A 22,770-nucleotide genomic window follows, 5' to 3' on the forward strand; every position below is an offset into this window, starting at 1 on the left:
ACAATAAAACTCCCTCTTATTTTAGAAGGAGTTTTTCACTATTCATGACTTATAAGTTTTAACCTTTCAGAAATCGCATTATAAAATTTCCGTTCCTCATCAACATTTAAGTGCACACGATTTACTGTTTTAGAAAAACCATATAACACCTGCGCTTTTACTGGCTCTTTTAACGTTATTTCAAAAGTAGCAGGTTCTTTTATGAACTCCATAACAGTTGCATCCAATACCTCTTTCTCTTCTTTTGCCGTTTGTGATTCCCCCTTGTAAAACGTAATATTATCAATTTGTGTAAATGGCAAAACGATTTTCTTTCCTAATCCGATTTGAATCATTACTTGTTTTTCTGTTATGATAATTGGATTTTTACGTATCGCTTGTATTTCAGCTATAAAATAAATCATCGCATATACGTTTAAAATAAGTAAAATCCAAGCTATTACTGGATTCCATTGATGAAGTAAATAATGAAAACCGATACTTTCAATTGCTGTTGCGTGAATTATCATGATATAAACACCTATAGCACCGGTGTTTTTATGGTAGGAATAGGTAAATTCGTCATCTGGTACTTTTGCACGCCAAGATAATAACGCATAATAGATTAGCTTACACTCAGTAAGCATGATATTTATAACTTTACTTCTTTTCATAGTGTCATCAAATGCTGCATCAATTGAATAAGAGAATGAAGAATACTCTTTTTTATATGCTTTATATTTATTAATTATTTTAGGAAGCATTGTCACGATTTTATATAGAAGGAACAGTTCTAAAGCTACAAATGCAATTTCCCCCGTCACTACTATATAAGAAACGAATGAAAAAGCTTGTAAATAGTCGCTTGGAATTATAAATCTCGCAAATATATATCCAGCTATTACGACAGGAAAGATATACGTTAACGAGTATCTTTTTCGAATAATAAAGAAATACGTGATGACTGGAATTACAAACATACAATCTAATAATGACCCAAGCACTACTTCTTTTGGAGCAGCTGGTACAATGGGAAGGGCATACAATAAATAGTTGGATAACATAATGCAAGATACGAGTCCAATCCAAATACCTTTTCGCCTTCGCGATAGTGTGACACTCATACGTTCACTCCTCTATTTAAACACCTCGTTTAAGTGGTCTTTATAAAATGAAATGGCACGTTCAAATTCTTTTACTTCATCTACTTTCACGACTGTTTCAAGTAATAATTTCATTGCGGATTCATGTTCGTTTACATTATACTTTGCTAATGATAAAAATACTCTCATCGGATCGTTCTCAGGGAATTTCTTTACTCCAGCTTCTAGTACCACAATTGCCTTTTCATACTCTCCAATGCAACGATATGTACTCCCTAAACCGATATAGGCACCGCAAAGGGATTCACCATCAAGTCCATTTGCGATCGCCTGCTCATAATACGGAACTGCTTCTGTTTCTAATCCCATGACATCGTGTATCCATGCACATTGGTACAGTACTTCTGCATCTTTTGTAAAGTTTGTTAATCCTATAAGTATTTCTCTAGACTGCGCATATTTCTTTTCATTTCTAAGTTTAATAGCTTGCTTTAATAAATGTTCCATAGAATCCACTCCTCACCAATTATTCTGCGTATAGCTCTTGATTGGTTTATGCTTCACATTCGTGTAAAAGTAAAATTCCCACTAATTAAAGTTTCGCTTACCTATATACTATGCGGATTCATTCTTATCTAAAAACTTAATTTTACAAAGCAGTAATACGATTACATAATATCTCTAAGCTTTTGACAATTTCTTTCGCTGTTTCATCTTTCCCTTTACATAACTTTCCTTTACCATCTTGTCCAATTACATAGTGTACAGCCCCGCGCGAATATAAAGAATGTGGTGAATTTGCTATCATTACATTCGCCTTCGCTTCTTTCATTCTATTTTTCGCTCTCTCAAACAGTTCTTCTTCACTTAAATCACTTTCAAGCTTAAAACCAACGAGTACTGTTTCCGGATCCCATTGTTTTATTTGCTTCAAAACTTTTGGAGCTTTTTGAAAATGTATAATTGGTGCTATATCACTTGAAATTTTCCCATTCATATTAAGAACATTGCCATCTTGATCACAAATCTTTTCCACAACCCAATCTGATCCAGCCGCTGCCATAATAACCGCATCGACTTTTTCATGCGTAATGATACTTTTCATTTTATCTTGCAAATCAACAATTCCCTCAAATGGATGTAACTCTAATCCTCTATTTACATCGTTCGGTTTCTCAGCGAAATAACCGTGTAAATATATAACGTGTGCCCCTTTAGCTATAAGTTCTTCTGCGATTATTCTTCCAATCGTACCTTTAGCCATATTCGTATGTCCGCGTACTTGATCCCATTTTTCTAAACAACCACCGCTCGTAATTAATACCTTTTTCCCCTTCATTGTAACCATCCCTTACTGATTTTTCTTAAGAAACCATTCTGTTCCAAAGTCAACTATATCACGTTGCTTCATAAGACGGCTCGTTGCATTACCTATTTTCCCCATTGTTACAGTTCCTTTTCGCTCAAACTCTACACCAATTTCTACAAACGTATCTGATTCGTAATCCATTTCAACAAATTCTTTCCATACTCTTTCACCGTTTTCTATAATTGGTGCTCCTACTTTTATTAATTCACATGCACCAGAACGTACTTCAGATAAATGAACAGACGTATTCGAGTCATAGCCAACACCAATTAATAATATGTACCCATCAAAATCGTATATTTTTTTTAATGGTGATTCCTCTCCCAAACTCATCGATAGCGAATGATTCATTGTTATTTCCTCTGCATGTTTCCCCCATGCAGCAAAACTTCCTAATGGATGATTACTTCGTACTACATTCGGGTATGTACGAAAACATTCAACTATTTTCCCCATTCCTCTTGTTGGTGTTATACGTGGATCAAATGCTGGGACGCTATCACGTATAATTTGCCACCAATCTTCAGGTACAGGCGGTCTTGACCAATGTTTCGGATCAGATAAATCCGAAGATTGTGTTGGCATTATAATTGTTCCTTCTTCTGTAACGACTTTCATTAAAGCTTCTACTACTGCAACCACTCCGCCAGATATCCAGCCGATAGAACTTAATGATGAATGAACAATAATTGTCATTCCTTTTTCGACTCCTAGTGCTTTTAAATCGTTTGTAATTGTTTGAGTTGTATTCGGAAAATGTGTACTCTCAACTATTTCATTCATTTTCATAACGGTTCCCCCACTAACCACGTATATTAAAATTTAAACTTTTATATAAATATATTATCATATTTTTCTTAATTTTTAACTTGATCGTATTCAATACTACAAAAAAATGGTAGTATTATTACGTAAAAAATAGTTAAATTATGGTATATTCATTTGAATTAATAAAAGAAGGTGAACAAATGAAAAAAATTCTATTTCCTTTTCTACTATTTGGGCTCATTTCTTTACATGCATGTGTTTCTATTAACAATGACTATGAGGGGTATTGGGTATTAGAAAAATCCAGATATAATGAAGGCGGATATGGCCCATTAAATTTATATGAAAAAGCACAAAAAGATCCAACTATGATTCATTACTCAAATGGTAGTATTAGTGAAGGAAAAAGAATGGTGTATGTAGCATTTGGAAAAAAGTATAAAAACGATAAAATTACAGTAAAAGAAGTACAAGACGAAAAAGACACATCTGTTATCGTATTACATATTGAAAAAGATAAAGGGCAAGATGAAAATCCCGTTTTATATATTGGTGTACCAAAACTTAGAAACACTATTAAAATTGTAGATGAAGATGGAAAGAAAATCTTTGAAATGAAGAAAGATGAAAGTGTTACATCACAGCAATAAAAAGTTACCATTTCAATTTACACTTTATAGATAGACGAAAAAGCCCATCAAAAATGATGGGCTTTTCTTTTCATTTTATCCTTCAATCGTAACCCCAGTAAACATCGATAAGTTTCCCGTTATTTTCTCACCAACTCGTAAAAATAACCCTGCCGCTCTCCCACTAATACAATGTGAGCCAATTAATAATTTACCAGTATACGGACCATCCCATGTATCAATGGTATAGTCAGGCATTTCTATGTATTGCTGATATATTTTCCGTTGTTCAAAGTAATATTCCGTTTTATCTTCAGCTAACAGTTCATCATTTTCGTATATAGATACGCCCCCACCTTCACGTCCATATAAAGGTTTAGAAACAAATGACTCATTTCTTTCTTTAAATGGCTTATTTGTAAAATATGTTGGTAAGAAGTATTTATTAATAATAACACGCTCTTCTTCTTCAAAGAAAACCGCTTTTTCATAAAGCTTCCAAATTAATGCAAGCACATTTTTATTTTGCATTACGAATGCGGCTGGTGGATTAATAATTTTCACTCTTCCTTGCGCTATATGATTTAAAAACTGCAGACCAATTCTTTTTCCATTTTTATCAACATCTGTAACTAAATATTCAATTGGATACAGTCGATATAAATAATGAATTCGCTTGCCATTTGGCGTATATATTCCATCATCTGTAACTACAATATCTTGAATTCCTATATATTCCGTGGGCTGATTTAGGCAATAACTTCTTAAAAACTGGACTGTTTGATGGTCTTCATCGTGCCAATCATAGCTACTAAAATATATCGTTTCTTCAGGATCAATATTATAGTCATGTTTAATTTGTTCCCATGCCTGTACAATATGCTCCTCAATATGATTCGGGTGATTCACATCGTGATAACGGCACAACACTTCATTTGCAACAGAAGGTTCTAAATATCCTGTTGGTGTATCACAATTCACTTCTATTAATTTAATAACATCACCATTTACAATAAAGTCGAGCCTTGTAAAATAAGAAAACAAACCAGTATGTTTCATTCTCGCAATCTCCCACGTTTCAGGCGGGAATCCGAGCTTTTGAAAATCTTCTGTCGTATGTACAATATATTGATACGTTCTATATAACACATACATTATTTCTTCTGTCGCTTTCGAAATAGCGGTATATGTGTTTACCGACATACGAAACATCCCTGTTGCCATATACTGATTCCACTCTTCATTCTCTAATAGACTCGGCCACGTAAAACCATTCCTACCAGCCTCTTCCGCAAGTGAAAACCATATTTTCATATACTCTTTCTGTTCTTGTTCTGTATACATGTCTCTATTATCCTTTCTCTTTATGATCCGGCCGGCGCTTTTGCGTTCCCAATTCCACTTGAACCAGAATTTACTTTCGGCGTTTGTGTCGTAGATGATTTAGATGTATTTGTATCTGGCGTCACTTTATTTGATGGATTGGGCTGTTGTTTATTTAAATCCACTTTCTTTGAAGAATCGTTGTTGCTAGTAGTTCCGCCGTAATAACCTCCGCCACCGCTGCCACCAGTTCTCCGTTCATCTTTTTCACGATAAGAAAGAACATTGTTTGTATATGGTTTCTTCATTACATTTGGTTTGGCTGTATAGTTCATATTTGAGGTTTTACTTGCTAATAAATATCCTGCTACGAACGGTAATATCGGTAAGTGAGAGTTTTCTTGATACGATGAAAATGATGGATTATTTTCCTTGCATAACTCATCTTTTTCTACATTTTCAGTAGTTGGGGCTTTATCATCACAATTTAATGGTTCTTGTTCGCTCCCTTGCTTCCCACCATCCGTTTTAACAGCGGTATTTTCTTGTTGTACATTTTCTTCTTCATAGTCACCACAACCTGTTAATAAAAAAGATGACACGCCAATTGAAGCAGCGACTTTCAAAAATTTATTTTTTTCCATTCTCATGTGCTATACACCTAATTTCTTTTATCTATATTTTTCCATTTAACTATATTATATAATGCAAATATCACTTTTTACAAACTATACTCAATATGCATATTTACATATTTTCATGCTATTTATTCCCTAAATGAAAATGAAATATTATAATAGCCGAATTGTCTATCTGTACACCTAAATAAAGTGAAAGACGATTTTGTTTTATGTCGTCTTTCACTTTATTTATTTTTTATATACTAAACGTCTCAATAAAATTTCTAATGGTCCATTAAGATTATTTTTTTCCATTATTAAAGCTACTATGACAGACGATATCCAAATACATATTGCTATCAATGCAGCAAAAGCGTTACTTACATGCCCTCCTAAATCAAATGCTACTGGTGATAAAAATATAACAAGCAGTGCTTCATTTAAAACAAAAAATGTTAATGAACGTTTTCCTAGAGCGATTAATGCAAGGCTAAAGTACCCTGGATTTTTCAATCTACTCCCTATTATCCCGAAACCTGTTGCATATGCTAATCCTCCAGCAATTCCAGTTAAAATATGGATTCCATTTATCATTCCAGCTGTAAATACAGTTGGATACCATATAGTCCCTATAAAAGATAAAGGCAAAGCACCTATTAAAGAAATTGCTAATCCTATAGTTGTTATAAAATATAATTTTTTTAACTGTTGCTCTGGTTTTATTAATAACTTATATCTAGCAATCCATAAACCAAGAATTATAGAAGGAAGAATTGGGAACATAAAATGGATGAGTACAGGTATAATAGGAAAGAAAAGTAATCGTATCATTGTAGTACTAAGATACGTGTCTTTTGCCGAAACATCTGGTGAAAAACCATAATCACCTATTGATTGCATATTAAGTCCCCATATTATTGGAATAAAAATGGTATACAATATAGCGATAATTATAAACGTTCGAATTAATGTTTTCATTTTACACTTTAATAGTGGACTAACAAAAATACCCGCTAAACCATAGGCCATAAGAATATCTTGCCCTCCAATTAAGACCGCTAACACAATCCCAAACAGTATTAAATACAAGGAGCGTTTTCTTACTATTTTTACAGCCTGAATTTCATTTTTCCCTTTTGATATTTGCCCTTCAAATGCTAGAACTAAACCGTAGCCTAATAATACGGCAAACATTGCTCTTGCACGGTTATCAATTATGAATATACCAAAAAGATTTACAATTTGATCAAAGAAACTACTGCTTTCCACTCTATGCATAATTCCAGGATCTGCTGCATACAAGTAAAGCGGTGCATGAGCAAGTACGATTAACAGTAGCATAGTGCCTCTTGCTAAATCCAATGAGACTGCACGCTTTTTTTCAATTGTTCTATCATTTATTGATCTATCCATATTTTACTTCCTTCCTTAACATCAAATGAACATTCCAATCTTTCTTAAGTTTTCGTCAAAAACTAAGAAAGATCTTCTATTAAAAATAGAACAGATAAATAAAAAACGAACTATCTCTTCAATTCCTATTCCGGATATTATATTCTCAGATTAATTCAATATGTTTTATTTTTAAAATACAAATGAAATCTTTCTATCCCTGGATATTTTTCTCCTAAACTTTTAACCTTAAAACCAATTTTCTTATAAAATTCTACTGCCTCATTGTCTGTCTCAGCTTCGACATAAGTCAATTGATGCATTCTTACTACTTCCCTTATCATTTGAAACGCAATTCCTGTATGACGATATTCTGGAACGACTGCTATGTGGCATATTCTCGCTTCATTTGCTCCGATTATTTCAATACCTATACAAGCCTTTTTTTCATATTTATATAATCTACCTTTATTGCTTTGATAAAATACTACTGCTTTCTTTAAGCTTGTTTCACTTGGACCGACTGCATACTGTAGCACATTTAAAATTGAATCCCTTCCAATTTGTTCAACACGTTGCAAATTCATATCTTCACCCCTTTCTATGAAAAAAGATTAGCTCTTTATAAAAAAGAGCTAATCTCATTACGCTGTTATCTTTTCTTCTTTTTTCACAACGACCGCCACATAACTATGCAGTATCATTCCGACAATAACGAGACTCATTCCAACCCAAGATAAAGAAGATGGAATTGGAGCAGAAAGCCAAATAAGCTCTCCTACTAAAGCAAATAAAACTTCACCGGATTGTGTCGCTTCAACCGTTGCTAGTTTTTGCGAATCATCTTTCACAAGGTCTGTCGCAAAGAAAAATAATACTGTCGCGATTAAACCTGAACTAACTGCTACAATAAAACATTGAAAAACTTGACTACTTGACGGTAATCCACCTGTTGATACTTCGTAACCAGATAGTAAAAACCAGAATGGTAAACTTGCTAATGTCATCCCGAGAACTCGCTGGAATACATCTAATTCCCCTTTACATACTTGCATCATTTTTCGATTTCCAAGAGGGTACGCAAACGCCGCAATGAGAACAGGAACTACACATAAAATGGTTTCACGAATTCCTAAAGAAGAAGCATGTTCTACTTGCATGAGTACAACACCGAATAAAATAATACCCGACATTACTAGTTCTTTCATCGGAAGTTTTTTATGTAATGGGTCTGCCGCAAAAAATGGTGTTAACAAAATCCCTGCGACTATCGTAATTTGCCATGTTGATGCAACAAGCCACCCTGGTCCAAATGCGCCAGCAAAACTAAGTGGTGCATAAAAAAGACCAAAACCTACAATACTCCATACCAACCATTCTTTCGGATTGTTTTTCATATATTGAAAGAGTTGCTTTAAGTTGCCTCTATACATGACAATAAGTAGTAGCATTGGTACCATAAAGTAATACCGTAATGATGCACTCCAAATCCAACTTCCACCTTCTAAGTCCATCGCCCGGTTTAAAACAAAGGTAAAGGCAAAGAAAAATGATGCCAATATCCCTATTGCAATTGCTTTCATTATAAAACCCCTTGTTTAGTTTCTTCTTATTACTATACAACAAAATGAATATAATTAAAATTCACGCACTTTAACTTACATGTAATCTAGCTCTATATAATTTTCTTAACTGACCAATATGCGCTTGATGATACCGATTATGATCAGCTATATGCCATATGCCCCATCTTATTGTCGCATTTTCGCCCTTTTCATAAAAAACTTCCCGTGTTAAATCATTTTCTGTTAGTTTCATACATTCTTCATAAAGTGAAACTTTAATCAGTGGGGGTTTTGTTCATCCCCCACTGATTATTAGTTTAACCAATCGGGCTGCCCGTTAATGCGGGATAAAACAATTGTTGCACTGCTTCATAATCTTGCATTAACTCTTGTAACGTGTGTTTTCTTAAAACTGGCAGTTCTCCCACTTCATTCAACATAGGCCCATATTTATTTTTTAGTGCCAGTGGAACTTCTTCTTCCTTTAAGCGATACACCCAATGTAAATCGACAACTGCTAAATGCTGAAGTAGCTGTCCGATGCTATTTTCATTATTTTCAGACCCTTTAAAAGATAATTCCTTCTCTTCAGTACTTTCTACTAAATTTCGCAATCGTATATATGTATCTCGAACCGTTGCATACAAAATTGCTACTTGCGGATTCATGTTTTTTTCTAAATAAAGATCTTTCATGATAAACTCCGTCCTTTAAAGGAACAGCACCATATGTTCATCATCACTGTACGCACCATTAATCTTTATAGCCCTTTTTTCAATTCCATATGTTTTAAAGCCCATTGATTCGTACAAATTTTTTGCTGGTTCGTTTGTAGATACAACACCTAATGTCAATTGCTCTAGTTGTATATCCCGCGCTCTTTGAATTGCATTTGCAATTAGCTCACGTGCCAACCCGTTTCGTCTGTTTTGTGCGTCTACATACATCGCAACGATATGGCCTTTATGCTTATATGCTACTTTCTCTTCCGTTAGTAAAGTGACTACACCAATTAATTTTTCTTCATTAAACGCGCCAAGTGTACAACTAATAGTAGATGTTAAATTCCCTTCAACTCGCTCAATAGGATTTTCCTGACGAATCGCCTCTTCATAAGTTGTTATAAACGCCTCTGGGTTTACTTGTAATGCTTGTAAACGTAAATCCCAATATTTTTTTGCATCTTCTTTCGTAAGTAATCGAATCATGTATCTCTACCCCTTTTTAATTTACATAATATTTTTATAAACCACTAATTATAGATTGATATTCTTCTTTTAACATACTATAACGATAGCGATGAATGAACTTCTTTTGACGTAATCGATCATTTCTCATTAGTCCTTCACAAACAAAGCCAGCCTTTTCATAACTCTTTCTAGCTTGTAAATTATCCTCATCTACACGTATCCAAACTTTCTCCAATTCGAAATCAAAGAATCCGAGTTGTAATATACTATATAGAGATGCTATTCCATACCCTTTTCCCCAATACTCTTTATCCCCAATCGTAATTCCTAGTTCCGCATTTTTATTTGTTTTGTCAAAATTTTTAAGGTCTACCCAGCCAATGTGTATATCGTTTTCTGTAACGATAGCCCTTTGTTCATAACCATTCTTTCGACTTATGCATGCTTCAATCCATTTTCTCGTATCTTCACGAGTGAACGGAGGATATTGATCTGGTACGACTAAGTGTTTTGTCACTTCTGTATCTACTGACCATTGATATCGATCTTCTACATCCTCTAATGTCAATTCCCTTAATTGAACGAATGGTATTTTCATTTTACTATCCCCTTTTTATTTGCCAATAGAAAATCCTTCGAACACTCTTCCTCCGTATAGTTCTAACGTCTTTTCTGTAAAATTAATTAATACATTTTTATCCCCGTTTTTATAAAAATGATCAAAAGCCGCTACAAATTGTTCTGCATAATGGTCATCATATCTTCTTAAAACTCTAATAAACCATTTTGAATTTCCAAGCCATTGGCCATTTACTCTTAATACATATTCATGTATTAATTCCGCTAATAAATTAGCAATGAATAGTTCTTCTTCTCTTTTTGATGCACCAATGAAGTCATCCAAAGTATCCGAAATAAAATAGCGCTTCTGTTTCATCGTTTCTTCGGTCCATTTATCTGGTCCTTTAATTAGTAAATCGTTCGCTTCTTTTTTTAATTTCTCAACAATTTCACTTTCCCCTTTTAATACAATTCCTTCTGAAACTAATTGAGGTAGAGAAGGTCGCCCGCGATCACAATCCATTTTAAAAAAGGTTTTATACGTTACAAAATTATGTACAAATACTTCAACGGGCCATCCATTACTATAGAAGGATTCTCTATAACAAGATGACAAACTTTGATCGACTATAACAATATCAAGGTCAGATGTTTTTGTCGCTTCTCCTCGTACAACGCTTCCTCCCAGTAAAGCTACATCACAATTCGGAAATTGTGATGTAATTATGCTTTGTGCCGCTTCAATTGGTTTCATTTTCTTTTCTCCTTCGCTTATTTTACTTTCTTTTTTCTGCTCTTTCTCGAGCCTTTTTTATATACGGTTCTGCATCTGGTGTTTTACATGACGTTGCACCGTGATCAATTTTTACTTTTCCAATTTCACGAGCAATTTCAATTGCTTGTTGCTCTAGAGCTTCATTTCGAATCCCTATCGCAATTAAAGCGCTATTCATTGCTTCTCTTTTTCTATTTTTTTCATTATGTATATGAACTTTAATCTCTTCTAAATACGGCATGAAGAAGTTATCGTCTAACTTTTTATTTTTTATTGCGATATTCGCTAATAATGACCAACCTGCTCTCCCAATCCATTCATCATCAGATTTCGTCCATTCTTCCATTCTTTCTATCGCGATTGGCGACGTACATATAGCTGTCATAAGAACGTCCATTAAACAATAATAATCAACATCCCTAATCCAACTATTCAGCTGATCTGATGTTACATTCTTCGGTTCTAAAATATACGTTGCTAAAGTCATTGCATCCATATTTTTTGTTTCCCATAATGAAATTGCTAAATTATGATCTATTTTTATCTTCTTTTTTAATAATTTTAAATTCGCAAAACTGACTCCGAATAGCGGCTCTTTCGCCCCATGATTTTTATACGTTTTTCGATTTTGCTCCGTTCCATATTCCTCTAGTTGCTGCATGACTTCTTCTAGTAGCATATGTCCACCTCTTTTTATGTTTTCTGTTGACTTCATATAGGTATGTACGATATATTCTACATTATTTTTTGATTTTCCTATATTTATTTTTTTAATACGGTATGTGAAATTTTTTGTATACTACGCAATCACACCATGAAAAACCTGTACATTGTAAACAGACAGGTTTTTCATGGTGTCAAATTTCCATAAAATAAGAAATAAACGAAGGAACCACCTTTGTTCGTTCTCTCAATAATTTTTCCCCGCTATATTTTGGCTAAACTCTTTACATCTGACCACTCTTCTATAGAGCCTGCATCCGGAAAAACGGTAACTACATTAAAATTCGCGCCTTTTTCTTTTCCTAGTTGTTTTGCAGCTAATAAATTTGCTGCCGCAGACGTTCCTATTTTCATACCAGTATCCTTATAAAAACGGGCCATTTCATACAAGGTTTCTTCATATGAATAAGTCCATTGCTTTTCTATCAAATTGTCTTCCTTTTCTATGAAATGTTGTTTCCGTCCTAGGCCGAATCCACCTGATCCTGCATATTTCTTTAAAGCATTTGGCGGTTGTTCAGATCCATATGGTAATTCGGCAGGCATTACTAAATGTAGCTCAACATTTTTTGTATACTTCTTTACTGCTTTATAGACCCCGATTAGAGTTCCACCAGTACCAGCGGATGCTACCCATGCGTGTATTGATTTTCCGTTCATTTGCGCAATAATTTCTCGGCCTGTTCCTTCTATATGACTTAATAAATTTGCATTATTATAATGTTGGAACAAAAAGTATAACTCTTGTTTTTGTTTGCTAATCTCTATTGTCTTCTCAATTACAGCGTAAAACCCCTTACATTTATCAACTAAGATTACGTTAGCACCATAATATTCGAGTTCATTTAATAGAGATTGACCAGTTGCAGAACTTAACACTAACGTGCATTCAATTCCTAAATAATAACAAAGATAGCCAATTGACCTCGCTAAGCTTCCACCACTATACTCTAAAATATGTTGTTTTTTGTTCGCTTCTTGTAAATATTTATTGATCATTCCAAGTGCTGCTCTATCCTTAATCGATCCTGTAGGGTTGTGCCATTCACATTTAGCATAGATTGAAAGATTCTTCGTTTCTTCGCATTCTAATTTAATGAGAGGGGTATTTCCAACATTTTTAGAAAACTCTTCAAAATGGTTTACTATCATACTTTTATACCTCCGTCATACATCATATTTATAACATTTGTTCTTAGTCAAAATACTTTCTATATTTCAATTACGCTATTAACTATATTTTCCTATAAAAAATCCCTACAAACGTTGTAGGGATTTTTGTCTAAATCATTTTGTTGCACTCTATTACATACGAAAAGAACTTCTTTATTCAAATGCATTCATAAGCACAATTCTCCAGCCATCTGGATCCTCTATTGTAGTACCTTTCTCTATCCAATACGGATTTTCCGGTTCCACCTCATGGTAGCCCATTTCACTTAACCGATTCGCGATTATTTCAATTTCATCTTTATTCGGCATATAAAAAACTAGTAAATTATCTTTTGTCGGTGCTGGGCATGGGCTTCCATTTACATGCGTAGTAAACTCCAAATGGTACTCTTCACCCGGTAATCCAAACATAACCCCGTCATATCCTTCATGATTGTGAAATTCCCCTATACGTTTTAACCCTAATCCTGTTTCGTAAAAACTTATAACTTCTTCAAATTTATCTGTTGGTCTTGCAATTCTAAATTGAACCCAATTCTTCATGCAAATCTCCTCCTTTTCATTTTCCAAAGCTTTATAGTAGCCATTATAAGTTACATATATTTAGTTTAATATCCCTCATTAGTGTGAGAACTGCTTAAGTTGAAAGACCTATTCGTTCATACATAGTAGGACTTTAGTATAAAATTCATATAAACTTAGTTATACAAATATGGAGATAAAATAACGATTTCTTCCATATATATTATTACGTATGAAATAATTCTCCTTGTAGGGCCTTTATATATCGATCAGCAGATCTTTGTACAGCCCTATTCGCATCTTCCATCACAACACCATGAAACGCATTATACAGTCGACTAAATTGGATTCCTTTTACTTTCTCTGCCATTTTTCTAACTTTATTCGCTGGTAATGGGATAAGATTGGGATAACTATACATAAAACTTACCCATTTTCGATCCGAAACTACTTGTATAATATCACCTGATAACAAAATACCTTTCCCTTCATTACCGTTTTTCCAGTGCATAACAGTTCCACCTTTAAAATGGCCACCTAACCGATACAATGTAAGTTCTTCCGATAATATCAAATGTTCCCCAGACCAAAATTTAATTTGCTTACTCGGGCGGACCACCCATTCTTTATCATCTTCATGAATATAGATAGGTATATGAAATGTTTCCGCCCATTTTACTTGTGTAGAGTAATAATGTGGATGAGAAAGTGCTATTGCTTGAATACCACCTAAATCATATATACGTTGTATCGTTTTATCATCTAAATAACTAATACAATCCCACAAAACATTTAGAGTTTTACTTTGTATTAAAAATGCTGTTTGTCCAATTGCAAACTTAGGTTTAGTAGTAATGCTATACAAACCAGTTTCTTCTTTTATTATTTCATTTTTGTATAAATTGCTATGTTGCATTGTTTCTAATGTTGTCCATGACTGCCCCACTGGATTCATATATTGCCTTTCCTCATTACAAATTTTACAACGAGAAGGTGCCTCTTTATTTTCGGGATACTGAACTCCACATGTCGTGCAAATATAATGAACCATATTCCCACTCCCTTTTTAAATGTAATTGATTCTTTACCAATATTTTAATAAAAAACGAAAATAATTAAATCAATAATTGTGACTAAAATGAAGTCATACGAAAGTACGATTATTCCCCTTCTATTTAAGACTTTAGTCTAATTACTATATTTTATATTTCTTCTTTCTGGGAAGTTACATTTTACTTTCAGTCGTAATATCTAGTAAGTTAAATTTTTCAATCATTACATGAAAGAGTAACTCTATACGAAATAAATGAACCTATTCATAGTTCTTGTCACAAGTTTGACACAGTAGTATAAACTAATACACATCTGGGGTATAGTATATTTAAAGTAACGATAAAAAAGAATATTGAATAAATTCTTTTTTAATCGTTACTAGATTAAATTTGTAATAACTTAAGGGGAGATTATAATGGAAATCGTTATTATGCTCTATGAAGGGATTACTGCATTAGATGCTATTGGTCCGTACGAAGTATTTGCAGCAGAAAGCAATAACAACATAAAGTTTGTTGCTAAAACTACGGGCTTAATTAAATTAGATTCAAAAATGGGCTATTTACATGCCGATTATAATTTTACTGAAGTTAATTCAGCTGATATCCTTATTATTCCTGGATGTCGCCCGCCTAACTTTAAACAACTTATGGAGGACGAAGAAACTCTCAATTGGATTCTCCAAATACATGAAACTACTAAATGGACTACAACTGTATGTACAGGTTCTTTAATCTTAGGTGCTACTGGCCTACTAAATGGTGTTAAAGCCACTAGTCATTGGAGCTCTTTTGACTTACTTCGTTCTCTCGGGGCTATTCCAACTGAAGAGAGAGTCGTTCGCCATGAAAAAATCATAACAGCAGCTGGTGTATCTGCAGGTATTGATATGGCTCTCCAGTTGATGGCTTGGGAATTCGGAGATGAAAAGAGTAAAGCAGTTCAGCTCATGTTAGAATACGACCCACAGCCTCCTTTTGATACAGGTTCACCAAAAAAAGCATCCGCATCATTATTAGAAGAATTAAATTTGATGCTTGAAGATTTTCATAATAAAGTTTAAAACCTTCCAATTTTTCAAGAATGCAGTTGATACAAAATCTTGCATATTTTTGACCAAACTTTTTTACAGTTGTAAAAAAGTTTTTTTGCATTTCCCTACCTATAATTGCTAATATAGTAGAGTAGAACTTTTATAGAGAGAAGGAAAATTATGCACAATGGAATTCGAATGACAACTTTAGTAAAAAGGGCTATGTTGATTTGCGCTGGGGTATTATTTACATATGAGGCCGCTTTAGGATCGGTACATACTGCTCTAGCAAGTACAGAAGATGAAGCAAAGTCTGTTCAATTTGTAAGTGAAATTCAAACATCTCTTGCACCGAAAGAAGCTCCAAAACACTATAATGGGCAAGTTAGAAAAGTCGCTTACTTAACATTTGATGACGGTCCTGGAAAATACACAGCTGAGCTTTTAGATATGTTAAAGAAAGAAAATGCAAAAGCAACATTCTTCCTAATTGGTTCAAACGTGAAAGCTTTCCCTGATCTTGTGAAACGTGAAGATGCTGAAGGCCACTATGTTGGGATGCACAGTATGACTCATAACTATAAGAAACTATACACAGAAGGACATTACGTAGATGAAATGAAAGAAGATCAAGGCTTAATCGCTGGCGTTCTAGGCAAATCACCCGTATTAACTCGTCCATCATACGGCTCAATGCCAGGATTAAACGAAGCACTTCGCAACAAAGTGGTGGAAAACGGGTTGAAAGTTTGGGATTGGACAATTGATTCTTTAGACTGGAGATACAACAAAATGCAAGTTGATGCTGCATCAGCTAAAATTGTAGAAAACGTTCTACATGGTGCTACAAATCCAACAGAAGTTATCCTTATGCACGATATTCACCCACAATCAGTTAAAGCAGTACCTGGAATTATAAAAGGACTGAAAGAAAAAGGATATGAATTAGAAGCCTATAATGAGAACGAACACTTCCCATTAAACTTCTGGCATGATAATCGTATGTAATGAAAAGACTTGATTCCCTCTAGTAGGATATCAAGTCTTTTTTAACGTTTTGGAAAGTTTCTTTGTTGCTCTTCAATAAAACGAATAATCTTTTCTCTGTCCTCATGCGTAATACTTATAGAAAATTCGTACTCCTCTTCCTTACACCATGAAGGGATAAGTTCCTGAGATAATCGGACTACAATTTGAAACTCACCTTCATTTTTCCCCATTAATTCAAACGCTATATTAGGCTCTATGAAATCTAGTTCGGTATATGTAGGATTCGGTAATGATTGAAACCATTTTTTCATATGCTGTAAGTCGAAAGTTTGTAGAAAAGGATCCATCGTTTCAAAAACTTTATTTCCTTCTGACAGTTTCGCTTTTACTATAAGCCAATTTCTATCACACTCCTCTTTTGCATCTTTAAATTGGTATCTCACCACCTCTAAATGTAATGCTACTTTTTCATTTTGAAAATCCATAAATTGCTCCCCTTCTTGCTATAAAACTTTTACTTTATAAATTTGAAATATATAAGCCTTTACTTGCAAGACAATTATTTTTCTATCTCCTGTTAATTTCAATTCTTAAATATAATGATTTTCGTTTATTAATACACATGACTGATTCTAACATATTATCCTTTATACATTAAATATATTTGATTTGCTATATAATCTGAACTAAAGTGAAGTCCATTCCTTATCCACCACATGATAATACCTACCAAAGAGGCTGTTTTAATATCAACTGCAACATAATCATCAGGTAATTTATTTTTCGTATTCTCTCTTCTCGTTTCTATTAATTGCTTTAAAAATAAAAATAATTGTTCTTCAAATTGATTCATTTTAAATAATATAAATAAAAAATTCCGGTGGATATATAAATAATCTAGCAATTGTGTTAGCTTTTGTTTTTCTGATAAATCTTTTGCATGTATTAAATCAACAATTTTATTAGAAAGCTCATTTAAAATCTCGCTATTGATTTGGTCTAGTAAATCTTGAATATCTTGATAATGTAAGTAAAATGTTGTTCGATTTAATCCTGCTTTTGTTGCGATTTTCTGAACCGTTAAGCTTGAAATAGTAGGATTCTCACATAAAAGAGAAAAAACAGCATTTTTAAACATTTCTCTTGAACGAACTGTACGAGGGTCCTCTTTTTTAAGTGTAGACATTTTGAAACTCCTTTATAGATTTTCTCTTTACTTTCTCGACAGTACATATCTACTCTGTCGAGTAGTGAACATTTTCAACAAAACTGTTCATGGTCAGAGAAAACGTATTTTGTTACCATTAATTTTATCGACACAATGTCGATAAATCAAGGTAACAATGAAGGAGATTACCAATGCAAAAGGAAATATCAGAAAGAAATAAAAAAATTATATTAGTTGTCCTCATTACCGGCTGTTTTTTATCAACCTTAAATCAGACGCTATTAAATGTGGCAATGAGTAATTTAATGAAGGTATTTGATGTAACAGCTGCAACAGTGCAATGGCTATCAACAGGCTTTATGCTCATAAATGGTGTTCTAGTTCCAATTACTGCATTTTTAATGAAACGATTTACAACAAGGCAGCTATTTATTAGCTCAATGCTCTCTTTGTTTATTGGGACCGTTCTCTGTGCATGCGCCATGAATTTTAGCATTTTGTTAACAGGAAGAATGATTCAAGCAGTTGGAGCAGGAATTATTATGCCACTCATGATGACTATTATTTTATATTTGTACCCTAGTGAAAAACGCGGAAGTATTATGGGGACCATCGGATTCGCTATAATTTTTGCGCCAGCTATCGCTCCAACTTTATCTGGCTTTATTATTGAATATGTATCATGGAGATGGCTATTTATTGGATTAGCTCCATTTATATTCATCGTAATTATTCTCGCGCTTAAATATTTAATGAATGTTGCAAATACAACAAAAGCAAAATTAGATATCGTAAGTGTCATTTTATCAACAATTGGCTTTGGTTGTGTTATATACGGATTCAGTAGTGCAGGAAGTAAAGGATGGAATCATCCCGTTGTTATTATAACAATTACTATCGGTATCATCGTTACAGCTTTATTCTGTTTACGTCAAATAAAGTCTAATAATCCATTATTGAATTTATCAGTATTTAAATATAAAGTTTTCACTCTTACTTCCGTCATTAACGTACTCATTACGATGATTATGTATGCAGATTTAATTCTATTACCAATTTACTTACAAAACGGACGAGGTTTTACTGCATTTGAATCAGGTTTACTTCTATTACCTGGAGCTGTCATTAACGCCTTCTTATCACCTATCACAGGCAAAATGTTTGATAAATATGGAGCGAAACCACTCTTTATTACCGGTTTAATCTGTGTCATTATTTCGATGTGGGGTGTAATTGATTTGACCGACTCCACAACTTATATGTATTTAATGATTCGTACCATTATTTTACGAATTGGGTTAAGTTTCATTTCAATGCCTTTAAATACAGCCGGCTTAAACGCTTTGCCAATAGAACTGGGTTCACATGGTTCAGCAGTAAATAATACAATTCGCCAATTAGCAGGTGCGATTGGGACAGCAGTTATCATCACGGTGTATACAATTCAATCTACTTCACACATATCACAGTTATCTAGTGGGAATGGAAATATAACAGCTACGCAAGTAACAAAATTATCTTCTATCTTCAGCTCAAGTGATGCATACGTGTTTATGTTAGTCTTATCTTTTATAGCTTTGATTATCGCAAGTTTCATGCCCAAAAAAGTAGTAATCAAAAGATACGAAAGTAAATCTTCAAACATAAAATGATTGTTAAAAATTAAGCACTTAAAAGATGGCTCCGGAATTATACCGAAGCCATCTTTTTGAGTGCTTACGACTATAATTATAATCCTCGATTACTATTTGAAGAGATTATATTTTACAGTTATGCTTTTAAATAATCGTTAGAATTCTTAATACTGAATAGCTTATAAGTACATATTAATCATAAGGAGTGATATGTATATGGATTTTCTTTCATCTGAATATTTGTCTGCCTTGCTTGCCATTATTGTAATTGATTTAGTGTTAGCTGGAGATAATGCCATCGTAATTGGATTAGCAGCAAGGCGATTACCGAAAGATCAACAAAAGAAAGTTATTATATGGGGAACTGTCGGGGCTATCGCTATTAGAGCCCTCGCCACCTTAATTGTCGTTTGGTTATTAAAAATACCAGGATTACTTCTAATTGGTGGTGTACTCCTCATATGGATTGCTTACAAATTAATTGCTGAGGGCAAAAATCATGATATTAAAGCTGAAGAAGGATTTTGGTCTGCTATTAAAACCATTATTATAGCTGATGCGTTAATGGGAATTGATAACGTACTCGCTGTTGCGGGAGCTGCCCATGGTAACTTTTCTTTAGTAATCATCGGATTATTAGTGTCTATTCCAGTAGTTGTATGGGGCAGTACCTTAATTTTAAAATGGGTTGACCGTTTCCCTGTCATCATTACGATTGGAGCAGCTGTTTTAGCTTATACTGCCGCAAAAATGATTGTAGATGAGAAATGGTTCGCTGGATTTTTCGAAAGTAACCCTTTCATGAAATGGGCATTCATCATTATTATCATCATCGGTGTGGTATTCTTCGGAAAGATGAAACAAAAAACTAAAGATGATACTATATAATGTCAATGTGATTATAGTTACAAACAAAAGCGCTACTCATATGAGTAGCGCTTTTTCATATTTATTTAGCTTCCCCGTCTTCAGTCGTTTTTACCTTCGCTTTATTTTTATCACGATGGTTATAGTTATACTTTGAACGATCTACTGGAGTGAAGCCTTCTGGTGTGTAGAATCGTAATAAGTCACCATTTACGACTTGGTCAGAGTATTTTAATGAGTTTTGAACCATTTGTTCATTTTGTTTTATTTCATCTGTTAATTCTACAGGTTTTCCAGTTGTTGTATCATAATATTTTCCGTTCAATGCCGTAACTGTTGGGCTTACATAATTACCGTTACGGAATGGAACGACTTGTTTATGATCTGGTGATAATAAATCTGAACCGAATTGAACATAATTTTTCGTATCTGTACCTAGTAAGTGTAATAACGTTGGAAGAACGTCAATTTCACCGCCATATTGATGTTGTACGCCACCTTTCACTCCTGGTACACGAACGATTAATGGTACACGTTGTAACTGTGCATTTTCAAATGAGTTCATTTCTTTACCCATTACTTGTGACATTGCTGCATTATGATTATCTGAAATACCGTAATGGTCACCGTACATAACGATAATTGAGTTATCGTATAAACCAGATTGTTTCAAGTAATCGATGAACCCTTTTACAGATTCATCTAAATATCTTGCTGTTTGGAAATACGTATCTACTGATGAGTCACCTGTTTTCGCCGGTTCAATCGTTGCTTCCGCTTTATCAATAGGATAAGGGAAATGGTTTGATAACGTAATGAACTTCGTATAGAACGGTTGTTTTAACGTTTGTAATAATGGAATTGATTCATTAAAGAACGGTTTATCTTTTAAGCCATAGTTTACAACGTCTTTTTCGTTCATATCATAGTATGACGCATCAAAGAATTTATTAAAACCAAATGATTTATAAATATCATCACGGTTCCAGAACGTTTTGTAGTTACCGTGGAACACTGCTGAAGTGTATCCTTGTTGCCCTAAAATAGCTGGTGCCGATTGATACGTGTTATGAGCTTTATTTGTAAAAACAGATCCTTGTGGTAATCCGTACATTGAGTTTTCTAACATGAACTCCGCATCAGATGTTTTACCTTGTCCTGTTTGATGGAAGAAGTTATCAAAGTATAACGTATTCGCATCTTTTGTAAATGAATTTAGAAATGGTGTAACTTCTTGACCATTTAATTGATAATTGATTAAAAAGTTTTGGAATGACTCCAAATGAATATAAATTACGTTCATTCCTTTTCCTTTACCGAAGTACTCAGGATTTGGACTTGCATATGTTGATGCAAGATAATTTCTAACTTCTGTCATATTATCTCCATCAGCTAATGCTCGTTCTGTTGATGCTTTCGCACTTTGAATACCATCATAAATCGTATAATTGTATGCCCCTAAATATTTCACGATATAATTACGGTCAAACGTTCTTGTTAACAATTCAGGACGGTCAGATTCTGCAAGCCCTAGGTTCACACTGAATAATAAAATACCCGCTACAAATACTAGTGATAGTTTATGTTTCGCAACACGAATAGGTTTTGGATTTGCAAATTTTGTTGCGACTAAAGCAATTAAAATAATTGTATCTAAGAAATATAGTGGATCATATAAGTGTAGTAAAGCGAAAATACTACCACCTAAATCTCCAAAGTTATTCGTTTGTGTTAATGTCGGGAACGTAATAAAATCACTGAAAAAGCGATAATATACTACGTTTGCGTATAAAAGTATCGACAATAACAAATTAATAATAATTACCCAAATATAAGATCGTTTCCCTTTTGCAAATAATGCAAGTCCTAAAAATAGAACTGCTGAACTAAGCGGGTTAAAAAACAGCAAGAATTTTTGGATTGTGTTTGAAATTCCTAAATTAAATTCCGTTACATAGGCTGCATATGTTTTGAGCCATAATAAAATAACGGCAAACAGAAAGAATCCAAAATGATTACTTAACACACTTTTGCTCTTTAATAAGAATTGTTTCATTTCTCCACCTCTTTTGATCATCCAAGGCTTATTTTTTATAAGTCTGTCTCTCTATTCATTTTTTCTTCTTCAAATAGATTATTTTTATTTAACTATATGAAGAATATTAGTAATTATAATTTGAAGCTAGTATTTATTCAACTATTTCTTTCTAGACATTTTGACCTTGGTTTCTATTTAACAAAATACATTTGTAACATTTCCTGTTTTCTCCCAAGTTTCATCCACTAATTATGACACCACATACTATAAACCTTTATTCACTACTTCGCAAACT

At 33.6% G+C, this 22,770-nt stretch carries 24 protein-coding genes and 1 pseudogene; 5 read left to right on the forward strand and 20 right to left on the reverse strand.

Features of this window, described 5'->3' with window-relative positions:
* Positions 1–38 precede the first annotated feature (38 nt).
* From ACS2MN_RS04855 to ACS2MN_RS04870, 4 genes are all read right to left on the reverse strand, one after another.
* A complete protein-coding gene (locus ACS2MN_RS04855; protein ID WP_346994539.1) occupies positions 39–1,103 on the reverse strand; it encodes a hypothetical protein in 1,065 nt (354 codons plus the stop codon).
* A gap of 12 nt (positions 1,104–1,115) precedes the next feature.
* Entirely contained in the window at positions 1,116–1,589 is a 474-nt protein-coding gene (locus ACS2MN_RS04860; protein WP_000400640.1) for a tetratricopeptide repeat protein, read from the reverse strand.
* A 142-nt stretch (positions 1,590–1,731) separates the two neighbouring features.
* The gene (locus ACS2MN_RS04865; RefSeq protein WP_000676697.1) at positions 1,732–2,421 is read right to left on the reverse strand and encodes a phosphopantothenoylcysteine decarboxylase domain-containing protein; all 690 of its coding nucleotides are present in this window, start codon (positions 2,419–2,421) and stop codon (positions 1,732–1,734) included.
* A 12-nt stretch (positions 2,422–2,433) separates the two neighbouring features.
* The gene (locus tag ACS2MN_RS04870; RefSeq protein ID WP_140154222.1) at positions 2,434–3,234 is read right to left on the reverse strand and encodes an aminoglycoside N(3)-acetyltransferase; all 801 of its coding nucleotides are present in this window, start codon (positions 3,232–3,234) and stop codon (positions 2,434–2,436) included.
* Between the two features lie 185 nt (positions 3,235–3,419).
* On the opposite strand from ACS2MN_RS04870, the gene ACS2MN_RS04875 reads away from it, so the two are divergent.
* Entirely contained in the window at positions 3,420–3,869 is a 450-nt protein-coding gene (locus ACS2MN_RS04875) for a hypothetical protein (RefSeq protein WP_016108610.1), read from the forward strand.
* Between the two features lie 75 nt (positions 3,870–3,944).
* Here ACS2MN_RS04875 and ACS2MN_RS04880 read toward each other — a convergent pair whose 3' ends face one another.
* From ACS2MN_RS04880 to ACS2MN_RS04940, 13 genes and pseudogenes are all read right to left on the reverse strand, one after another.
* Positions 3,945–5,192, reverse strand: coding sequence for a glutathionylspermidine synthase family protein (locus ACS2MN_RS04880; RefSeq protein WP_000287859.1), 1,248 nt, complete (start codon positions 5,190–5,192; stop codon positions 3,945–3,947).
* A gap of 20 nt (positions 5,193–5,212) precedes the next feature.
* Positions 5,213–5,821 (reverse strand): hypothetical protein, encoded by a 609-nt coding sequence (locus tag ACS2MN_RS04885; protein ID WP_001242215.1) that lies wholly within the window; start codon positions 5,819–5,821, stop codon positions 5,213–5,215.
* Between the two features lie 219 nt (positions 5,822–6,040).
* The gene (locus ACS2MN_RS04890) at positions 6,041–7,204 is read right to left on the reverse strand and encodes a DUF418 domain-containing protein (RefSeq protein ID WP_000376141.1); all 1,164 of its coding nucleotides are present in this window, start codon (positions 7,202–7,204) and stop codon (positions 6,041–6,043) included.
* Positions 7,205–7,359: 155 nt separating this feature from the next.
* A complete protein-coding gene (locus tag ACS2MN_RS04895) occupies positions 7,360–7,770 on the reverse strand; it encodes a GNAT family N-acetyltransferase (protein ID WP_001053326.1) in 411 nt (136 codons plus the stop codon).
* A gap of 57 nt (positions 7,771–7,827) precedes the next feature.
* Entirely contained in the window at positions 7,828–8,766 is a 939-nt protein-coding gene (locus tag ACS2MN_RS04900; protein ID WP_098806227.1) for a DMT family transporter, read from the reverse strand.
* Positions 8,767–8,836: 70 nt separating this feature from the next.
* A pseudogene (locus ACS2MN_RS04905) lies at positions 8,837–9,443 on the reverse strand (DinB family protein).
* A 15-nt stretch (positions 9,444–9,458) separates the two neighbouring features.
* On the reverse strand, positions 9,459–9,956 hold the full coding sequence (locus ACS2MN_RS04910) for a GNAT family N-acetyltransferase (RefSeq protein WP_000620331.1): 498 nt from the start codon (positions 9,954–9,956) through the stop codon (positions 9,459–9,461).
* Between the two features lie 34 nt (positions 9,957–9,990).
* Positions 9,991–10,536, reverse strand: a complete 546-nt coding sequence (locus tag ACS2MN_RS04915; RefSeq protein WP_346994538.1) for a GNAT family N-acetyltransferase — start codon at positions 10,534–10,536, stop codon at positions 9,991–9,993.
* Positions 10,537–10,551: 15 nt separating this feature from the next.
* The gene (locus tag ACS2MN_RS04920) at positions 10,552–11,253 is read right to left on the reverse strand and encodes a nucleotidyltransferase domain-containing protein (protein WP_000802436.1); all 702 of its coding nucleotides are present in this window, start codon (positions 11,251–11,253) and stop codon (positions 10,552–10,554) included.
* Between the two features lie 22 nt (positions 11,254–11,275).
* Positions 11,276–11,953 (reverse strand): DNA alkylation repair protein, encoded by a 678-nt coding sequence (locus tag ACS2MN_RS04925; protein WP_000923423.1) that lies wholly within the window; start codon positions 11,951–11,953, stop codon positions 11,276–11,278.
* A gap of 248 nt (positions 11,954–12,201) precedes the next feature.
* Positions 12,202–13,149, reverse strand: a complete 948-nt coding sequence (locus tag ACS2MN_RS04930; protein WP_000636773.1) for a PLP-dependent cysteine synthase family protein — start codon at positions 13,147–13,149, stop codon at positions 12,202–12,204.
* A 174-nt stretch (positions 13,150–13,323) separates the two neighbouring features.
* Entirely contained in the window at positions 13,324–13,713 is a 390-nt protein-coding gene (locus tag ACS2MN_RS04935) for a VOC family protein (RefSeq protein WP_000800673.1), read from the reverse strand.
* Between the two features lie 205 nt (positions 13,714–13,918).
* The gene (locus tag ACS2MN_RS04940; RefSeq protein WP_000233818.1) at positions 13,919–14,743 is read right to left on the reverse strand and encodes an MBL fold metallo-hydrolase; all 825 of its coding nucleotides are present in this window, start codon (positions 14,741–14,743) and stop codon (positions 13,919–13,921) included.
* Positions 14,744–15,160: 417 nt separating this feature from the next.
* On the opposite strand from ACS2MN_RS04940, the gene ACS2MN_RS04945 reads away from it, so the two are divergent.
* Both ACS2MN_RS04945 and ACS2MN_RS04950 read left to right on the forward strand, forming a co-directional pair.
* Positions 15,161–15,808: a DJ-1/PfpI family protein gene (locus ACS2MN_RS04945; protein ID WP_000407027.1), complete on the forward strand. Its 648-nt coding sequence runs from the start codon at positions 15,161–15,163 to the stop codon at positions 15,806–15,808.
* Between the two features lie 150 nt (positions 15,809–15,958).
* Positions 15,959–16,786, forward strand: coding sequence for a peptidoglycan-N-acetylglucosamine deacetylase (locus tag ACS2MN_RS04950; protein ID WP_000551438.1), 828 nt, complete (start codon positions 15,959–15,961; stop codon positions 16,784–16,786).
* A gap of 41 nt (positions 16,787–16,827) precedes the next feature.
* Here ACS2MN_RS04950 and ACS2MN_RS04955 read toward each other — a convergent pair whose 3' ends face one another.
* Positions 16,828–17,253 (reverse strand): WapI family immunity protein, encoded by a 426-nt coding sequence (locus ACS2MN_RS04955; RefSeq protein ID WP_000347501.1) that lies wholly within the window; start codon positions 17,251–17,253, stop codon positions 16,828–16,830.
* 155 nt (positions 17,254–17,408) lie between these two features.
* Complete coding sequence (locus tag ACS2MN_RS04960; RefSeq protein ID WP_000105643.1) at positions 17,409–17,954, reverse strand: TetR/AcrR family transcriptional regulator; 546 nt, start codon at positions 17,952–17,954, stop codon at positions 17,409–17,411.
* A gap of 173 nt (positions 17,955–18,127) precedes the next feature.
* Between ACS2MN_RS04960 and ACS2MN_RS04965 the strand changes: the two genes are divergently transcribed.
* On the forward strand, positions 18,128–19,588 hold the full coding sequence (locus ACS2MN_RS04965) for a DHA2 family efflux MFS transporter permease subunit (protein WP_198130395.1): 1,461 nt from the start codon (positions 18,128–18,130) through the stop codon (positions 19,586–19,588).
* 198 nt (positions 19,589–19,786) lie between these two features.
* Entirely contained in the window at positions 19,787–20,458 is a 672-nt protein-coding gene (locus ACS2MN_RS04970) for a TerC family protein (protein ID WP_000346961.1), read from the forward strand.
* 61 nt (positions 20,459–20,519) lie between these two features.
* Here ACS2MN_RS04970 and ACS2MN_RS04975 read toward each other — a convergent pair whose 3' ends face one another.
* Positions 20,520–22,493 carry an LTA synthase family protein gene (locus ACS2MN_RS04975; RefSeq protein ID WP_088054795.1) on the reverse strand — a complete coding sequence of 658 codons (1,974 nt, stop codon included), beginning with the start codon at positions 22,491–22,493 and terminating at the stop codon, positions 20,520–20,522.
* Positions 22,494–22,770: the final 277 nt, after the last annotated feature.

Origin of the sequence: Bacillus cereus group sp. BceL062, assembly GCF_051780025.1 — a bacterium.
Taxonomy (GTDB): Bacteria; Bacillota; Bacilli; order Bacillales; family Bacillaceae_G; genus Bacillus_A; species Bacillus_A toyonensis.

What these genes read in the sequence shown, in the direction of transcription:
- ACS2MN_RS04855 (WP_346994539.1), bottom strand. Translation starts at nt 1,103, where the DNA reads ATGAGTGTCACACTATCGCGAAGGCGAAAAGGTATTTGGATTGGACTC.
- ACS2MN_RS04860 (WP_000400640.1), bottom strand. Translation starts at nt 1,589, where the DNA reads ATGGAACATTTATTAAAGCAAGCTATTAAACTTAGAAATGAAAAGAAA.
- ACS2MN_RS04865 (WP_000676697.1), bottom strand. Translation starts at nt 2,421, where the DNA reads ATGAAGGGGAAAAAGGTATTAATTACGAGCGGTGGTTGTTTAGAAAAA.
- ACS2MN_RS04870 (WP_140154222.1), bottom strand. Translation starts at nt 3,234, where the DNA reads ATGAATGAAATAGTTGAGAGTACACATTTTCCGAATACAACTCAAACA.
- ACS2MN_RS04875 (WP_016108610.1), top strand. Translation starts at nt 3,420, where the DNA reads ATGAAAAAAATTCTATTTCCTTTTCTACTATTTGGGCTCATTTCTTTA.
- ACS2MN_RS04880 (WP_000287859.1), bottom strand. Translation starts at nt 5,192, where the DNA reads ATGTATACAGAACAAGAACAGAAAGAGTATATGAAAATATGGTTTTCA.
- ACS2MN_RS04885 (WP_001242215.1), bottom strand. Translation starts at nt 5,821, where the DNA reads ATGAGAATGGAAAAAAATAAATTTTTGAAAGTCGCTGCTTCAATTGGC.
- ACS2MN_RS04890 (WP_000376141.1), bottom strand. Translation starts at nt 7,204, where the DNA reads ATGGATAGATCAATAAATGATAGAACAATTGAAAAAAAGCGTGCAGTC.
- ACS2MN_RS04895 (WP_001053326.1), bottom strand. Translation starts at nt 7,770, where the DNA reads ATGAATTTGCAACGTGTTGAACAAATTGGAAGGGATTCAATTTTAAAT.
- ACS2MN_RS04900 (WP_098806227.1), bottom strand. Translation starts at nt 8,766, where the DNA reads ATGAAAGCAATTGCAATAGGGATATTGGCATCATTTTTCTTTGCCTTT.
- ACS2MN_RS04910 (WP_000620331.1), bottom strand. Translation starts at nt 9,956, where the DNA reads ATGATTCGATTACTTACGAAAGAAGATGCAAAAAAATATTGGGATTTA.
- ACS2MN_RS04915 (WP_346994538.1), bottom strand. Translation starts at nt 10,536, where the DNA reads ATGAAAATACCATTCGTTCAATTAAGGGAATTGACATTAGAGGATGTA.
- ACS2MN_RS04920 (WP_000802436.1), bottom strand. Translation starts at nt 11,253, where the DNA reads ATGAAACCAATTGAAGCGGCACAAAGCATAATTACATCACAATTTCCG.
- ACS2MN_RS04925 (WP_000923423.1), bottom strand. Translation starts at nt 11,953, where the DNA reads ATGCTACTAGAAGAAGTCATGCAGCAACTAGAGGAATATGGAACGGAG.
- ACS2MN_RS04930 (WP_000636773.1), bottom strand. Translation starts at nt 13,149, where the DNA reads ATGATAGTAAACCATTTTGAAGAGTTTTCTAAAAATGTTGGAAATACC.
- ACS2MN_RS04935 (WP_000800673.1), bottom strand. Translation starts at nt 13,713, where the DNA reads ATGAAGAATTGGGTTCAATTTAGAATTGCAAGACCAACAGATAAATTT.
- ACS2MN_RS04940 (WP_000233818.1), bottom strand. Translation starts at nt 14,743, where the DNA reads ATGGTTCATTATATTTGCACGACATGTGGAGTTCAGTATCCCGAAAAT.
- ACS2MN_RS04945 (WP_000407027.1), top strand. Translation starts at nt 15,161, where the DNA reads ATGGAAATCGTTATTATGCTCTATGAAGGGATTACTGCATTAGATGCT.
- ACS2MN_RS04950 (WP_000551438.1), top strand. Translation starts at nt 15,959, where the DNA reads ATGCACAATGGAATTCGAATGACAACTTTAGTAAAAAGGGCTATGTTG.
- ACS2MN_RS04955 (WP_000347501.1), bottom strand. Translation starts at nt 17,253, where the DNA reads ATGGATTTTCAAAATGAAAAAGTAGCATTACATTTAGAGGTGGTGAGA.
- ACS2MN_RS04960 (WP_000105643.1), bottom strand. Translation starts at nt 17,954, where the DNA reads ATGTCTACACTTAAAAAAGAGGACCCTCGTACAGTTCGTTCAAGAGAA.
- ACS2MN_RS04965 (WP_198130395.1), top strand. Translation starts at nt 18,128, where the DNA reads ATGCAAAAGGAAATATCAGAAAGAAATAAAAAAATTATATTAGTTGTC.
- ACS2MN_RS04970 (WP_000346961.1), top strand. Translation starts at nt 19,787, where the DNA reads ATGGATTTTCTTTCATCTGAATATTTGTCTGCCTTGCTTGCCATTATT.
- ACS2MN_RS04975 (WP_088054795.1), bottom strand. Translation starts at nt 22,493, where the DNA reads ATGAAACAATTCTTATTAAAGAGCAAAAGTGTGTTAAGTAATCATTTT.